General features: G+C 63.4%; 12 protein-coding genes. 8 read left to right on the forward strand and 4 right to left on the reverse strand.

Features of this window, described 5'->3' with window-relative positions:
- Positions 1-19: 19 nt before the first annotated feature.
- Entirely contained in the window at positions 20-796 is a 777-nt protein-coding gene (locus QFZ91_RS04755) for a maleate cis-trans isomerase family protein (protein WP_429566405.1), read from the reverse strand.
- Positions 797-1,116: 320 nt separating this feature from the next.
- On the opposite strand from QFZ91_RS04755, the gene QFZ91_RS04760 reads away from it, so the two are divergent.
- From QFZ91_RS04760 to QFZ91_RS04785, 6 genes are all read left to right on the forward strand, one after another.
- Positions 1,117-2,319, forward strand: a complete 1,203-nt coding sequence (locus tag QFZ91_RS04760) for a branched-chain amino acid ABC transporter substrate-binding protein (RefSeq protein ID WP_176121983.1) — start codon at positions 1,117-1,119, stop codon at positions 2,317-2,319.
- Between the two features lie 25 nt (positions 2,320-2,344).
- Positions 2,345-3,244: a branched-chain amino acid ABC transporter permease gene (locus tag QFZ91_RS04765; protein WP_429566406.1), complete on the forward strand. Its 900-nt coding sequence runs from the start codon at positions 2,345-2,347 to the stop codon at positions 3,242-3,244.
- A 3-nt stretch (positions 3,245-3,247) separates the two neighbouring features.
- Entirely contained in the window at positions 3,248-5,056 is a 1,809-nt protein-coding gene (locus QFZ91_RS04770; protein WP_429566407.1) for an ABC transporter permease subunit, read from the forward strand.
- Positions 5,044-5,775 carry an ABC transporter ATP-binding protein gene (locus QFZ91_RS04775; RefSeq protein ID WP_429566408.1) on the forward strand — a complete coding sequence of 244 codons (732 nt, stop codon included), beginning with the start codon at positions 5,044-5,046 and terminating at the stop codon, positions 5,773-5,775. Before QFZ91_RS04770 ends, QFZ91_RS04775 begins: the two co-directional genes overlap by 13 nt.
- Before the next feature lie 67 nt (positions 5,776-5,842).
- Positions 5,843-6,688 (forward strand): urea carboxylase-associated family protein, encoded by an 846-nt coding sequence (locus tag QFZ91_RS04780; protein ID WP_176366625.1) that lies wholly within the window; start codon positions 5,843-5,845, stop codon positions 6,686-6,688.
- A gap of 33 nt (positions 6,689-6,721) precedes the next feature.
- A complete protein-coding gene (locus QFZ91_RS04785) occupies positions 6,722-7,966 on the forward strand; it encodes a D-amino acid dehydrogenase (protein ID WP_429566409.1) in 1,245 nt (414 codons plus the stop codon).
- Positions 7,967-7,990: 24 nt separating this feature from the next.
- Here QFZ91_RS04785 and QFZ91_RS04790 read toward each other — a convergent pair whose 3' ends face one another.
- Entirely contained in the window at positions 7,991-8,482 is a 492-nt protein-coding gene (locus tag QFZ91_RS04790; protein WP_176121979.1) for an aminoacyl-tRNA deacylase, read from the reverse strand.
- A 195-nt stretch (positions 8,483-8,677) separates the two neighbouring features.
- Here QFZ91_RS04790 and QFZ91_RS04795 point away from each other — a divergent pair, with 195 nt between their 5' ends.
- Positions 8,678-8,926, forward strand: coding sequence for a hypothetical protein (locus QFZ91_RS04795; RefSeq protein WP_018436237.1), 249 nt, complete (start codon positions 8,678-8,680; stop codon positions 8,924-8,926).
- Positions 8,927-8,992: 66 nt separating this feature from the next.
- Here the strand turns inward: QFZ91_RS04795 and QFZ91_RS04800 are convergent, their stop codons facing one another.
- On the reverse strand, positions 8,993-10,735 hold the full coding sequence (locus tag QFZ91_RS04800; RefSeq protein WP_429566410.1) for a tetratricopeptide repeat protein: 1,743 nt from the start codon (positions 10,733-10,735) through the stop codon (positions 8,993-8,995).
- Between the two features lie 121 nt (positions 10,736-10,856).
- On the opposite strand from QFZ91_RS04800, the gene QFZ91_RS04805 reads away from it, so the two are divergent.
- Complete coding sequence (locus QFZ91_RS04805) at positions 10,857-12,728, forward strand: beta-galactosidase (protein WP_429566411.1); 1,872 nt, start codon at positions 10,857-10,859, stop codon at positions 12,726-12,728.
- A 19-nt stretch (positions 12,729-12,747) separates the two neighbouring features.
- Here the strand turns inward: QFZ91_RS04805 and QFZ91_RS04810 are convergent, their stop codons facing one another.
- On the reverse strand, positions 12,748-14,676 hold the full coding sequence (locus QFZ91_RS04810; protein ID WP_429566412.1) for an enterotoxin: 1,929 nt from the start codon (positions 14,674-14,676) through the stop codon (positions 12,748-12,750).
- Positions 14,677-15,392 lie beyond the last annotated feature (716 nt).

A 15,392-nucleotide genomic window follows, 5' to 3' on the forward strand; every position in this document is an offset into this window, starting at 1 on the left:
TGCGGTTCAAGTTACAACGTCACAGCGCAAACAGCCGCCCAAGATGAGGCTCGGAGTCCCCTACGCCGGCGAGCCGCAATGCGTGCCACGCCATCGCGTAGTTGCTCGAGATCACCGGCTTGCCGATCGCGGCTTCCAGCTCCGGAATCAACCCGGCAATGCGCAAGCTCGTGCACGATACGAAAATTGCGTCCACGTCACGATTGCGCGCAAGTCGCTCGACGCCAGTTCGCAACGACAATGCATCGATCCGCGCCACTTCGTTATCGTTCGCATGCTCGAACGACGCCATGCGCGAAATGCGGTGACCACGCGACTCGATATAGTCGCGCATGTATTCGTTGATCGAACGCACATAGGGCGTGAGCAAGGCCGTACGCTGGACGCCTAGCGCACGAAGCGCCGCCAGCGCCGCGGTGATCGGCGTGGTGCACGCCGCGTCCGCACGCGCTTCGCGAATCCGCGCGAACACCTTTTCTTCCCCGATCACCATCGACGCGGACGTGCAGCCAAACGCCACCACGTCGATACGCTCGGCCGGACGGATCAGCGCGACCGCCGGTGCGATACGGTCCTCCATTTCCGCGAGCCGTTCAGGCGTGATGTCCGCCGAGTTATACACACGGCTTTCGTAGAACGCCACGCCCTCCTGCGTCATCAAGCCCCGCCACTCATGCTCAATCGTATGATCGGTCGCGAGCACCACGAGCCCAATCGCGGCCCGACGGCAGATGCCGTCGTCCAGCGTGAAATCGAGCCTCGTGTACACGTCGTCATGCTGTGCAATCGCACTCATTTCGGAGTCGTCCTGTCTTGTCGCGTTCGGCTTCGCGAGTCTCTGCCGTCACTGCCTCTTAAAGGTAGAGGATCGAAGGCGCCTTTGTGTAACGGTTTATACGCAAATACCCTATACCGTCTCAACGCACCCCGGCTCCTATCATAAAAGCAGCGCTTTTTGTGTCCGCGCTCCGGTGAAAGCCAGCCGTCACGCTGTTGACCTGGTGGGTATGAATCACTGAATCACTCGCAATCACCTCATTTCCGTCCGCTTTCCGATGTCACCGGTATGCCCGTGTGGCGGATCGTCCAATCCCTCTCACAAAAGGAGTCGCTAACATGTTTGCTCAGACGATTGGCTGGTCCGGTGCAGAGCGCGGCTCGCGGCGAACGACTGTCGCGGGCATCGCGGCCGCCGTGGCCCTGCTTGCGGGCATGGTTCCCGGTTCGGCGCTGAGCCAGGGCGCCACCATCAAGATCGGCGTGCCGGTTCCGCTGTCGGGTAGCAGTGCCAATGCCGGCACGGATATCGTCAATGGCGCGAAGCTCGCCGCCGCCAAGATCAACGCGGCCGGCGGCGTGCTCGGCAAGCAGATCGAGCTGGTGCCCGAGGACGACGCCTGCGATGCGCAGACCGCGGTGCAGGCGGCACAGAAACTCGTCGATGCGGGCGTTGTCGCGGTAGCGGGCGGCTATTGCTCCAGCGCGGCGCTGCCGGAATCGACGACCTTTCATCGCGCCGGGATTCCCTACGTGCTGGATGCGTCGACCAATCCGCAGTTGACCGAGATGGGGTACGACAACGTGTTCCGCACGATCGGCCGTGACGACCAGCAGGGTCCGTTCGCGGCAAGTTTCATGAAAGACGTGCTGCACGCGAAGCACGTGGCGGTGATCGACGACAACACGACCTATTCCAAAGGCCTCGCCCAGAACACCGTGCAAGCGCTCAAGAAGGACGGCGTCGATGTGGTGTACGCCAATTCGATCACGCCCGGTCAGATGGACTACTCACCGACGCTAACACGGGTCTCCTCGCTCAAGCCTGACGTGATCTACTACACGGGCTATTTCTCCGAAGCCGGCCTGATCGTCAAGGAGGCGCGGCAACTGGGTTTGAAAATGACCTTCATGGGCGGCGACGCCACCAATGACCCGACCCTGATGAAGACGGCCGGTCCCGCCGCCGACGGCATGATCATCACGACCGCCCCGCTCGCACAGTTCCTGAGCGGCGCGCACGCCTACGTCGATGACTATACGAAGGCGTACGGGCAAGGGCCGGGACCGTACTCGGTCTATGAATACGATGCGGTCGGGGTCACGGCGAAAGCCATCGCGGACGCGAAGTCGGCACAGCCTGCCGCGATCACCGCTGCTCTGCACAAGATCCAGAACTACCCGGGCGCGACCGGAACGATTGACTTCAATCCGAAGGGAGACCGCAGCAAAGCCGTGTACATCACCATCGTCGTGCACGACGACAAGTTCGAGCCCTACCAGAGGCAGGATGCGAGCGGACATTGGGTGGCGATGAAGTAGGCGCGCTCGCGCACCCCACGCCGTCATGAGCGACTTCTTCCAGTTCGTCATCGAAGGGCTGACGACCGGCTCGTTCTACGCGCTCGTCGCCCTCGGCTACACAATGGTCTACGGGATCATCCGGCTGATCAACTTCGCTCATGGCGACCTGTTCATGGTCGGCGCGTTCATCGGCTGGACCGGCCTGATGATGCTGGCGTCCGCGCATCTGCCGCTCGCCCTCGCACTGCTGATCGCTCTGGCGGCCGCCATGACGGTCACAGGCGCGCTCGGCCTGCTGATCGAGCGGCTTGCGTATCAGCCGTTGCTGCGCGCGCCGCGGCTGTCGATTCTGATCACCGCGCTGGGCGTCTCGCTGGCGCTGCAAAATGGGGTGCTGCTGATCTACGGTGCGGGCTTTCGCACCTATCCGCATGTGTTGAGCCAGGCGGGGTTCGAGCTCCACGGGGTGCAGATCACCTTCGCGCAGATCGGCATCATCGTCGCGAGCCTGGCCCTGATGCTGGCACTGTATTTCTTCGTTCATCACACGTTCCTCGGGACCGCGATGCGCGCGCTGGCCATCGATCAGGACGCCGCGCGTCTGATGGGCATCGACGTCGAACGCCTGATCCAGCTCACCTTTCTGCTGGGGTCGGTGCTGGCCGCCGTGGCGGGCGTGATGGAAGGGCTTTACTACACCCAGATCAATTTCTTCATGGGTTTCGTGCTGGGCCTGCGCGCGTTCACCGCCGCGGTCCTCGGCGGCATCGGCAACATCCCGGGCGCGATGGCGGGCGGCATCCTGATCGGCCTGCTCGAAGCGTTCGGCGCGGGCTATGTCTCTTCGCAATGGACCGACGTGTTCGTCTTCGGCGTGCTGATCGCCGTGCTCGTGATCAAGCCGACCGGGCTGTTCGGCGAACGCGTCGTCGAGAGAATGTAGTCCATGAGCGCCCGTCAGGCTTCCGCGCGCTGGGCCAGGCCTGTCGGCGCTGCGCTGCTGGCCGCCGCCGTGGCGCTGCCCGCTGTCGCCAGCAACTATGTCGTCGATGTCGGCCTGACCATCGTCACCTATTCGATCCTGGGTCTTGGGCTGAACATCGTGGTCGGTTATGCCGGATTGCTCGATCTGGGCTACGCGGCCTTCTTCGCGATCGGCGCGTACACGACGGCGTTGCTGGAAACCCTGCTGCACTTCTCGTTCTGGGAAACGCTGCCGTTCAGTCTGGCGTTCACCGCGGTATCGGGCATCGTGATCGGCTACCCCACCCTGCGCCTGCGCAGCGACTATCTGGCGATCGTCACGCTGGGGTTCGGCGAAATCACGCGTATCGTCGCCACCAATCTCGACATCACGGGTGGCCCGAACGGCATCTTCGGCATCGCGAGCCCGAGCCTGTTCGGCTTAGAGATCAGTTCGCCGCAAGCGCTCTACGAACTGGGCATGGCGTTCCTCGTGGTGGTGCTCGTGTTCGCGATCCGGCTCGGCCGCTCGCGGCTGGGCCGCGCCTGGACCAGCATCCGCGAGGACGAGGCGGCTGCCGAGGCCGTCGGCGTGCCGACGCTGCGCGTCAAGCTGCTCGCCTATGTGATGGGCGCGTTGATCGGCGGGCTGGGCGGCAGCCTGTTCGCCGCCCGCTTCGGCACCATCGATCCGACCGGCTTCACGTATCTGCAATCGGTCACGATCCTGATCGTCGTCGTGCTCGGCGGCCGCGGCAGCATTCCGGGCGTGATCCTCGGCGCCATCATCGTCGCCGGCTTGCCGGAAATACTGCGGTTTCTCAACCTGTGGCGCATCTTCGCTTTCGCGATCGGGCTCGTGGTCCTGATGCTGCTAAGGCCGCAGGGCTTGTGGCCAGCGCCGTTGCGCCGCGTCGCGCCGGCGCGCAAGGGCGCTGACGCCGATCGGGCTCCCGTGCCCAGCCACGCCGTCACCGATGAGACCTTGCTGGAGGTGCGCGACATGCAGCGCCGCTTCGGCGGCGTGCTGGCGGTCGGCGGGGTCAGCTTCACGGTGAAGAGCGGCGAGATCGTGAGCCTGATCGGTCCGAACGGCGCCGGCAAGACGACCGTGTTCAACTGCCTGACCGGCGTGATCCGCCCGACTGGCGGCCAGATCGTCTGGTGCGGAGAACGGCTTGCCGGCGGCGCGCCCCATCGCATCGTCCATCAAGGCATGGCGCGCACCTTCCAGGGCATCCGCCTGTTCGGCCACATGACGGCCTTCGAAAACGTGCTGACCGGCATGGATCATCGGCTTCGGACACCGCTCGCCGCCGAGCTTCTGGCGTTGCCGTCCGCGCGCGCCGAGGCCGCGGACCATTCCACCGAGGGCCTGCGCTGGCTCGCCTTCGTCGGTCTTGCCGGCAGGTCGGGCGAGCGCGCCGCCGATCTGCCCTACGGCGACCAACGCAGACTGGAGATCGCCCGTGCGCTCGCCAGCAGCCCGCGCCTGCTGCTGCTCGACGAGCCCGCAGCGGGCATGAACCCCACAGAGAAACGCGCGCTGATGGAACTGATCCGGCGAATCCGGGATCATGGCGTGACGGTGCTGTTGATCGAGCACGACATGATGCTGGTGATGGGCGTGTCGGACCGGATCATCGTGATGGATCACGGCGTCATCATCGCCGAGGGCCCGCCCGCCGCGATCCAGGCGGACCCGCGTGTGATCGATGCCTATCTCGGCACAGCCGAAAAGGACGAGGCGAGCGACGATGCCGCCGGGGAGAAATCGCTGTGGGACTCCTAGAAATCCGCGATCTGCGCGTCAGCTATGGCACCGTCGAAGTGCTGCACGGCATCTCGCTGGACGTCGCACAGGGCGAGGTCGTCGCGTTGCTCGGCAGCAACGGCGCGGGAAAAACCACCACACTGCGGGCGATTTCCGGATTGATCCGGCCGCGCGCGGGCAACATTGCGATGGATGGCCAGCGCCTGATGGGATTGCGCGCACACCAGATCGTGGCACTGGGCTTGGGTCATGTGCCCGAGGGGCGGCGCATTTTCGGGGCGCTGACGGTGGAGGAAAACCTGCATCTCGGCGGCTATCTGATCCGGCGCGACAGTACGGCATTGCAACAGCGAAGGGATCAGCTGTATGCGACTTTCCCCCGGCTCGGCGAGCGCCGCAGCCAGCTGGCGGGCACGCTTAGTGGCGGCGAACAGCAGATGCTGGCGATTGCCCGGGCAATGATGCTGCGCCCGCGTATCGTGGTGCTGGACGAACCGTCGATGGGACTGGCGCCGAAGCTGGTGCGCGCGATCTTTGGGATGGTCGCCGACATCTGCCGCGAAGGCACGTCGATACTTCTGGTCGAGCAGAACGCCCGCCAGGCGCTGCGAATCGCGCATCGGGCTTACGTGCTGGAAAGTGGGCGCATTGCGCTCGCGGGGTCCGCCCGCGAGCTGGCTCAGGACAGCCGCGTCCGCGCTGCCTATCTGGGGGGCAGTGCCATGTCGGCAGAGTAACCCGCCAACCGAGCCGCGCGAGCAATCCTAATACAGGCTCAGGCCTGAGTTCGAGGGAGAACGCATGATGCTGAATTACCCTGCTGCCTATCAGTCCACCAAAGGCTCGGCGCTCGACGTCGACAAGACCTTCTATCAGCGCATCGCCTCACAGCACGACACCCGCACGCTGGTCGAATCGATCGTCGTGCCGATCCGTTCGGGGCGAGCGTGGACCGTGCCGGCCGGGCACGTGTTTCGGATCGTCACGATCGAAGGCCCGCAGGTTGCCGACCTGAACATATGGAACCGGCACAACCCGCGCGAGCGCATGTGGGCGTCGCGCACGCGCCAGTTGCAGCAGGCGCACGTGAGCACGTTCGACCGTCTGTGGTCGACGCTGCCATTCCTGCGTCCGATGGTGACCATCACCGATGACAGTCTCGCCGGCTACGGCGTCGACGAGCACGGCGGCCGTGTCCACGATCTGCTCGGCACGCGCTGTGACCCCTACGTGAACCGCATGCTGACCGGCGAGGATTTTCATTTCCACTGCCACTCCAATCTGACGCGCGCCATCGCCCCGTATGGCTTGACCGAGTACGACGTCCACGACGTGCTCAACGTGTTCCAGTGCACCGGTCTGAATCTCGACGACAAATACTTCATGAAGGCGTGTCCGGCAAAGAAAGGCGATTACCTCGAATTCTTCGCGGAGATCGACTTGCTGTGCGCACTGTCGACCTGTCCGGGCGGCGATCTGTCGGTGCCGATGTGGGGGCCCGACGCGCGCGACCCGCTGGAAGTGTGCCGGCCGCTCGGCATCGAGGTCTGGCAACTCGCGCCACAGATGCTGGACGGCTGGACGCCGCCGGCTGTGGCTGCCTACAAGGGGCAGCACGGAATGGTGCTGAATCAGCCGCAATGGAAGTGAGACTGCCGCAGCCCCCTTGTATCTCAGGACATTATGAAAATTATCGTGCTCGGCGGCGGGGTGGTCGGTGTGACGACCGCGTACCAGTTGCAGAAAGATGGCCATGAGGTCGTGATCGTCGAGCGGCAGCCTTTAGTCGCCGCGGAAACCAGTTGGGGTAATGCGGGCATGATCGCGCCCGGGCATTCCTTTGTCTGGTCCTCGCCCAGAGCGCCAATGATTCTGCTCAAATCGCTGGTGCTGAAAGATCAGGCGTTGCGCTTCAAGTTCTCGGCGGACCCGAGGCTTTACAGCTGGTCGTGGCGTTTCCTGATGGAATGCACATCGGAGAAGGCACGCCGCAATACCCTGCTCAAGCATCGGCTTGCCGCGTATTCTCAGCGAGTGCTACAGGATGTAGTCGCTGAAGAGGCCATCGAATACGATCGAAACGAGCGCGGAATTCTCTATCTCCATCGGACTCAGGAGGCGCAGGACCGCGGAATCGAACATATGAAACTGCTGGAATCCGACGGGCAAGTCATCAGGGTCCTCAGCCCCGATGAGGTGGTCGCGCTCGACCCGTCGCTGGCTTCGGCAATAGACCGGATAGCGGGCGCCATTCACTGCCCGACCGATGAGACCGGAGACCCTGCGAAGTTCACCCGCGCCCTTGCGGAAAAGGTCGTCGCGCGTGGCGGTACGCTTCTGACGGATGCGACGATCGACGGCTTCGAAACCGCCGGGCAGGACATAGCAGGCACGAGAACGAGCCGAGGCCTTGTCAAAGGCGACGCGTATGTGCTCGCCCTCGGCCCCTATAGTCCGGTTCTCGCCCGACAGATCGGCATCGATCTTGCGATCTATCCGATCAAGGGATACTCGCTGACGATTCCGATCGATGGGCGGCCCATGCCACCCGCCGTTGCAGCGGTGGACGAGCACAACCTGGTCGCAATCTCGCGCTTCGGCGATCGGCTCCGGGTCACGGCAACAGCGGAGTTTGCTGGCTACGACATGAGCCACAAGCCTTCTGATTTTGCCTTCATGAAGAGCGTGACGCAGGACCTCTACCCGGCCGGCGCCAACTACGATCGCGCCGAAATGTGGGCCGGGCTGAGGCCGATGACGCCAACGAACCTGCCGTTTTTTGGGCGCAAGAAGTACCGCAATCTCTATCTAAACACCGGCCACGGTCATATCGGCTGGACGATGTCACACGGATCGGCTCGAATCACGGCCGACCTGATCGCGGGACGAACCCCGGCGATTCCGATGGTAGGGCTGCTTTGCGACTGAGGGCGGCACCACTCGGGCCCCGCCTCAGGCCCGACCGCCCAACCCTCGCATCCGCCGTGCGAAATGCGCACGCTCCGCATCGTCCATCAGCGCGAGGAACTGATCCGCTTCCATATGAACGAGTTCTTCATGATCGCCCGCCTCGAAGTAGACGTCGGGCTGGCCTGCCAGACTCGACTCCAGGTAGGTTTTCATGCCATACGCCATACAAATCGGCGGCACCGCTCCCGCATCGCAGTCCTTGAACAATTCGCGCAGTTCGACTTCCGTGGCGAGAGCAAGCCGGCGCCCGGTCTTGCTCCAGAACTCGGAGAGCTGCACGGCGTAAGTCGATGGCAGCACGGCGGCCACATAGCCGTGTTCGTCTTCGAGCAGCACGGTCTTGGCAAGGCGGTCACCCGGAATGTGCGCCGCGGCAGCCGTTTCGACACTCGAGTGGCTGTATGGATGACGCACGACTTCGTAGCGGGAACCCTTGCTGCGCAGGCACTCCTGCAAGGTTGGCGACATCGCCATGGCACACCTCCTGTCGAATATCTGAAAAGGAATGAACACTTGCGATCTTTTCAGAATAGTTCACGCACCGGCAATCCGCACGCCAAGTGGCGCAAACGCCTAGAATGAAAGCACGGTTTGTACCTTATAAGGGGCCGGCTACGTCTCGATCGATCACGGGTTTTTCGGCGAGACTCAGCCCAAAGGAGGCGCCCAATGTCAGTGATCGCACCCGACGAAAGGGCTGATTTTCTCGCCGTCCTGCGTCGGCACCATCTCGCCGAGTCCGACTTTGTCCTTCAGGAGACCGGAGCGACCGATATCGTCGACGAGGTCTACCCGCTGAGGGGCAGTGTCACCGTCGTTCGCACGTCATCACTGCGGGAACGGGAGTACCAGACCGGGCACGGCACCGCGTGGACCGTCGAATTTGAGAAAGACGTGATCCGGGGCGTATTTGGATGAGCGCCGACAGCCGACGATTTCCGCACTGGTGCGTCTCGGTTGCGGCCCGGCGGCTTGCCTCGGGAGCTATTGCGCCCGCGTTGAATCGATGAGCTCGTCGGCCTCGCGTTCCAATGCGTCGCCTTCCGCCGAACGTTGCGTGTGGCTGAGCAGCGTGCCTAGATTGCGCAACGTGCGTGCTTGATCCTGCCGCCAGGTCAACGGATCGTCGTGGGCGAGTTTGCGGTACAGATCCAGCGCTCGTCGCCATGCGTCTTCCGCTTCGCGCGGCCTGCCGGTGCGGCTGTAGACTACGCCCAGATTGTTCAGTATCCGTGCCTCGTCAGGCTGGTACGCGGCCGGCGTAACGCGCGACAGCGCGTGGACGATCCGCAGCGCGTCCTGGTAGGTCTGCAGCGCCTTGGCCGGCTGCCGTTCGAGGCGGTACAGCACGCCCAGATTGCCCAGCGTATGCGCCACGTCGGGCTCGTAGATCGCGGGATTTTCGCGGGCGAGCTGTTGACGGATCTTCAGAGCTTGCCGGTAAGCGTGCTCCGCTTCCGGCAGCCGCCCGCTTGCGCTATAGAAGTTCCCGAGGTTATTCAGCGTGCGCGCAAGCGCCGGACGCCAGGCGGCGGGATTGTCATGTTCGAGTGCGCGCTGAATGCCGAGCGCTTCGAGATAGGCGAGTTCCGCGTCATGGGTGCGCTGGGTCGCACTGTAGAGGATGCCGAGGTCGTTGAGCGTCATCGCGACCGCGGGCCGGTACTTTGCCGGGTCCTGTCGGGCCAGCGCACGGTCGAGGGCGAGGGCTTCGCGCCACGCGTCTGCCGCATCCTGCAGACGCTGCGTGTCGCGGTACAACGTTGCGAGGCTATCGAAGGAGTTAGCCACTGCGGGACCGTAGACCGAGGGGTCCGCGCGCGCGAGCGCCCAGTAGATTTCGAGCGCGTGCAGCCATGCGGCTTCGGCTTCCTTCTGCTGCTGCCGCATCACATACAGACTGCCAAGCTTGCCGAGCGTCCGCGCGATGGACGGCTGCCATGCGGCGGGACGCTGTTGCGCAAGCGTCCGATACTGGACCAGCAGCGCCCGATACACCGGCTCGGCACGCTCGGGCTCGTGCTGCACGAGCAGCGTGTCGGCGAATGCGGTGGCGATGTCCTTATCGTCGGGTTGCAGCGCATGGGCATGCTCCAGGTACGGCAGCGCGTTCCATGGCATGAAGCGAAGCAGTTCGACGCTCGCCGTTTCGTAGTTGCGCGCGGCGCTTAGCTGGGCGGTACCGGGTGCCTCGGCCATGAGCCGCATCAGCAACGCAGAGGCGCGATCCAGATCGAGACGCCTCACGGCGGCGGCGGCCTGCAGTTCGGTGGGGGCCGTGCTGTGCGTGATCGACAACCTGCGCAGCAGCTCTTCATAGCGTGCGTTCCATTCCGAAGCCTCGGCTGTGAGGTCGATATCGGTGCGCGTCCTGATCTGCGATGCGAGGCTTTCGAGGATCGGTTCGAAGTTGTTGAGCGCGGCTTCGTTGGTGGCTGCGTCGTGATCTGTCTGCGAGAAGATCGCGTGCAGCATCGTGTTGGCCGCTGTCGCCAGCGCGGCACGTTGCTCGGCGGAGAGCCCGTCGTGCTTCACCGCGCGGTTCAGCCGTTCGGTGACGCGTGGGAGCGCGGGCGCGGAGACAGCGCAGCCGGTCCGCACTTCGAGTCCGTTCCTGACGGCGACCTCGGAGAACCACGGCACACACGCACCGGACGCCCCCGCAGCGGCGCATGCGGTGGATAGCGCGGCCATCGCGATGCCGGACAAAATCTTGCCCGTACTCATTTCCAGTCAGGCCTACAGAATTACCGCTACAGCGTTGCGCGGCGCATCGCTTCGCCCGGAATGCCGCAATGCCGTCGCGTGCATTCATTCTATCGAATACAGTTAGCCTACATTCGCCCACTTGACGACGCCCATCGTGAACCTCGAACGCGGCCACACCTTCTCCTTTAGCCCCGACGGCGAACACTTCCTGCTCGACGGCCTGCCGTTCCAGATTCGCAGCGGCGAGATGCATCCAGCCCGCATCCCGCGCGAATACTGGCAACACCGGATCCGCATGGCAAGGGCGATGGGGATGAACTGCGTCGCGTTGTACATCATGTGGAATTACCATGAGACGCACAGAGGCGTGTTCGACTTCCACAGCGGTAATCGCGATATCGAGGCCTTCATTCGCCTATGTCGATCCGAGCAGATGTGGGTGCTGTTGCGCCCCGGGCCTTACGTTTGCGCAGAGTGGGATCTGGGCGGTCTGCCTGCCTGGCTGTTGCGCGAGCCGGACATCCAGTTGCGGACCGACTCGGCCACCGATCCTCGCTACATGGCGGCGGTGGCTCGCTATATCGACGAACTGGCCCCGCGCATCAAGCCATTGATGAGCGAGCACGGCGGTCCGATCCTGATGATCCAGATCGAAAACGAATTCGGTTCGTATGCGAGCAATCCGGCTTACCTCGAAGAGCTCAGGCAGCTTTGGCTCAAAGGAGGCATAAGCGGGCCGTTCTACACCGAAGACGGTCTCGCGCAACTCGAACGCAATCACACCACGGTGACGGGCGGCGCGATCGCGCTGAGCAACGGCAACGCAGCGCAAATCGCAACGGTGCGCCGCAATTTCCCCTCGGTGCCCGCGATGGCAGGCGAGGTGTATCCGGGGTGGCTCACGCATTGGGGCGAAGCGGGCTTCGCGGGCGTGGACTACGACCTCTCCAGCAGCTTGGCCACGTTCATGCAGGCGCGACTGTCTTTCAACCTGTATGTGATTCACGGCGGCACGAGCTTCAGCTTTTTTGCCGGCGCGAACGTGGACGATTCGGGCAACTATCAGCCCGACATCACGAGCTACGACTACTCCGCGCCGATCAACGAACAAGGCATGGCGACGCCGAAGTACCTCAAGTATCGAGACCTGATCGCCAGCTATCTGCCCGAACCGTTGCCAGCCATACCGGATGCCATCGCCACGCTTGACTGCGCAGGCGTTGGGGCCTTGATGCCAACGCTCTACGCGTCGATCTGGGACAACCTGCCAGCGGCACTGCCGCACGAGCAAGGCGTCGAACCGCAGTCGTTCGAACACTACGGTCAGGCGTTTGGCTTCGTGCTGTATCGCAAGTTTTTGCCAGAGCACGCGCGCGGTGTGCTGGATATCAGCGGCGTTCACGACTATGCGACCGTTTTCCTTGGTGAACAGTACGCGGGCGGCGTATCGAGAGCGCAACTGCCGCGCAGGTACGCGCAGTCGCTCCACATGATGCATCGCGCGCCGCTTGCGCTGCCTTCGGCGCGGCAGAATCAAGGGTCGAGCACGGACAGTCTCGTACCGCTGGAGATACTCGTCGAGGCCATGGGACGCGTCAACTTCGGACCCGCGCTCGCCGACCGCAAAGGTCTGCTCGAACCGGTCACGATGCAACACGTAGACGGCTCAGTCTCGTTGCTCGAGCAATGGGACGTCCACCTGTTGCCGATGGATGAAACGTTTATCGCCAACCTCAACGAAGGCTGCACGAACCCGAGCAAACCCGGTCTCTTTTTCAAGGCGAGTGTGCTGCTGACCGAAGTCGGCGACACCTGGCTCGACATGAGCAACTGGACCAAGGGTCTCGTCTGGATCAATGGTCACAACCTGGGACGCTACTGGAACATCGGCCCGCAAAAGCGCCTGTATTGCCCCGCGCCGTGGCTCGTGCAAGGTAACAACGAGGTACTGGTCTTCGACCTCCATCAGATCGACGCGAGGCCGATTCCACTGGCCGATCGCCTGTACTAGCGCGCACGCCTTCTCCCCTTCACCGTTTCGCGGCGGCGACCGGCAGCAGTTCGAGCGTGAGCACTTCGCACGGCGCGAGTTGCACTGCATGCGGTACATCAGCGTCCAGTTGAGCGGGAATGCCGGAAGCCCTTGCACGCCCAACGCCGCGCGCTTCGAATCGTCCCGCCGCCCCATCCGGCAACTCCAGTTGGCACCGCAGGTCGAGCATGAAGCGTTGCGTGCGACTGTGAGGATTGCGCAGCGTCACGATCGACTTGCGCGGCGCCCACGCTGCCCAACCGTAAGCCGCCTGTTCGTCCGGCGCGCCACCAATCCAATGGCTGTCGCGCAGGATGTCGCCGTTTTCGCGCGCCCATCTGGCGGCGCGCGCAAGCTCATCCCAGTCGTGCTCGCCCAGCAGCGCCGGCGTGATGTATAGCTCCTGCAATTGCGTGCCGGTCCCGAAGTACGACCACACTTCGTTGGAGAATGCGTGTGCCGTCGACGTATTGAGGCGTGGATTGCACTGCGCATAGAGGATGCCGTGCAGCATCAGCGAATTGAGCGGAAAGAGCGGACTGCGCTCCACGACGTTGTGATACGTCTGCGTGTCGCGGTAGGTGATCCAGCGCTCGCGGTTCGTGCCGCTTCCCGCCAGGCCATCGTCGCTGCCGCCGCGCCAGATGGAGTCGACATGGCGCAGCCAGAACGGCGACGGATGCGTACCTGTCGTGAGATTGATGAAGGTTTCGGGCTTGGCCGCGCGGATGTCCTCGATCAGTTGAATCGCCGCGTCCCAATCGCTGTCGAACAGGCTGCCAGGAAACACCATGTCGGCATTGCCCGTGCCGTCGAACTTGAATTGATTGACGCCGCCCTTGTCGAGCATGTCCATCACGACCTCATGAAAGCGCCGGTAATACGTCGGACCCGACAACGCGAGACCGTTGTCGATGACCTCATAACCAGCGGCACGTCCTCGCGCTACGCGTTCCTGTTTCGGCGTACCGTAGCCGCCCCACGGCGAAAGCCATATGCCGGGAGCGGCGCGGAATCGCGCGGCAGCGTCGCGCAGCGGAACGAAGCCATCTGGAAATGCGTTGCTGAATTGCCAGCCGCCGCCAAGGTCGTCCCAGCCATCGTCGAACAGAAACGAATCGATCTGTACCCCGCGCACTGCATGCAACTCGTGGCCGATCGTTTCGATGCGTTCAAGCGCCTGTTCCTGCGAATATGGCGTCAGGTAGCCGATGTCGCCCCAGCTGTTGTAGTGCAGAAACGGCCGATACGGGCGGGCGCGTTCCCGCTCCAGATAGATGCCGAAGTCGCGCCGAATCTGGCCGTCACTGGCTACACCTGCCACAGCCGAGTAGACCAGCGTTCTGTTTTTCTGTAGAGGCAACGCGCGATGCAGCGTAGAGCCAAGGGTGTCGCCCTCTACCTGACTTGTCGCCAGCGGATGCTCGAAGCCCAGATAAAAGTTGCCCGCAACGACCGGCGTGCCCTTGCGCTCAGGACTGGCCTTGGCGCCAGCAGCGCGCGTCCGGAGCAATGACACGGCGGTGATCGCTTCGTCCCGAAGAAGCGCCGTAATCGCAAGTTGGACGCGCAGATATCGTGACCCGTCGCGTTGCTCGACGCTCCATTGCACCTTTAGGCGTCCATGAGTATCGACCAGGGAGATGCTCGCGCGCCGCCCTGCGATTCGTTCGCCCTGGCGGGACGCACGCGGGTTGGGTTCGACCGCCGCGTCGCTCACCGGCGCAACGACCTTCATCTCGGCCAGGCCCGTGGTGGTTCCGTCAGCGAGCGCGATCGTGAACGGCGCGATGAGGAGCAGCGTGCGTTTGCGCTCGCAATCGATCAGCGAGAAACCGGCGAGACGTTCGTTCTCGTGTGTCCAGCGCAATGCAATCGCGTCGTTGCCGAATGAGGAGAGATGGCCCGTCGTCTGGAGCACGGGCATGCCGGTTTGCGTAGGCAAAGCATGGTTGGCGCGCATGGAGCACCTGTCTCGGGCCAGAGCAGCAGCAAACAGGGTAACGGCAATGGACCTAGGTGTTCAAGGCACGGCGCGCGCGGGTGAAATTTTCTCATGGGGCGACAGACCGCTCACGCGCGAAGTGGGCGTGGACTGAAGCGACCTTGCTGGCCTGCCCGGCGTGCGGCACCGATCAAATCCGCGCAGGCGGGCGAGTCGGAGCGGGGAAACGCGTAGAAACGTACAACTGGCAACGCGGGCAAGCCTTCTTCGCGACCCAGCAGGCGCAAACCTTCGACTCGCTGACTATCGGCGATGACGGTAACGGCAAAAACCCGAAGCGCCGCGGGACGTCGCCGATGCCATCTTGCAGTTCTGTCGATAAGACTGGGGGCGGCCGTCAAGACTCGAGCGAAATGCATTCACTATGGCGTGCACGTTGTACCGCCGGCCGCGCGAGGACGCGCCGCGTCGATGCGGTCAAAGCCTGATACGTGTCACCAATCGGTAGGCCGCTGCGCATGCCCCACCGATAAAGAACAAGCAGAAACGGATCGACGATCGTATAGCCGCACGGCAACGCTTACGAACACCCGTCGGTGAGCTTGCTTTCGATCTGCGCAAACGCTGTCTCAATCGTCTGTCGAGCGTGTGCGGAAACCGCGGCATGCAACGACACCTCTGCGACGAAGCGCGCGGGT

The sequence above is a fragment of the Paraburkholderia sp. JPY419 genome (assembly GCF_050435705.1).
In the GTDB taxonomy this organism is placed as follows: domain Bacteria; phylum Pseudomonadota; class Gammaproteobacteria; order Burkholderiales; family Burkholderiaceae; genus Paraburkholderia; species Paraburkholderia youngii.

Excerpts from the sequence above, each read along its gene's own strand:
- QFZ91_RS04755 (WP_429566405.1), bottom strand. The coding sequence starts at position 796 with ATGAGTGCGATTGCACAGCATGACGACGTGTACACGAGGCTCGATTTC.
- QFZ91_RS04760 (WP_176121983.1), top strand. The coding sequence starts at position 1,117 with ATGTTTGCTCAGACGATTGGCTGGTCCGGTGCAGAGCGCGGCTCGCGG.
- QFZ91_RS04765 (WP_429566406.1), top strand. The coding sequence starts at position 2,345 with ATGAGCGACTTCTTCCAGTTCGTCATCGAAGGGCTGACGACCGGCTCG.
- QFZ91_RS04770 (WP_429566407.1), top strand. The coding sequence starts at position 3,248 with ATGAGCGCCCGTCAGGCTTCCGCGCGCTGGGCCAGGCCTGTCGGCGCT.
- QFZ91_RS04780 (WP_176366625.1), top strand. The coding sequence starts at position 5,843 with ATGCTGAATTACCCTGCTGCCTATCAGTCCACCAAAGGCTCGGCGCTC.
- QFZ91_RS04785 (WP_429566409.1), top strand. The coding sequence starts at position 6,722 with ATGAAAATTATCGTGCTCGGCGGCGGGGTGGTCGGTGTGACGACCGCG.
- QFZ91_RS04790 (WP_176121979.1), bottom strand. The coding sequence starts at position 8,482 with ATGGCGATGTCGCCAACCTTGCAGGAGTGCCTGCGCAGCAAGGGTTCC.
- QFZ91_RS04795 (WP_018436237.1), top strand. The coding sequence starts at position 8,678 with ATGTCAGTGATCGCACCCGACGAAAGGGCTGATTTTCTCGCCGTCCTG.
- QFZ91_RS04800 (WP_429566410.1), bottom strand. The coding sequence starts at position 10,735 with ATGAGTACGGGCAAGATTTTGTCCGGCATCGCGATGGCCGCGCTATCC.
- QFZ91_RS04810 (WP_429566412.1), bottom strand. The coding sequence starts at position 14,676 with ATGCCCGTGCTCCAGACGACGGGCCATCTCTCCTCATTCGGCAACGAC.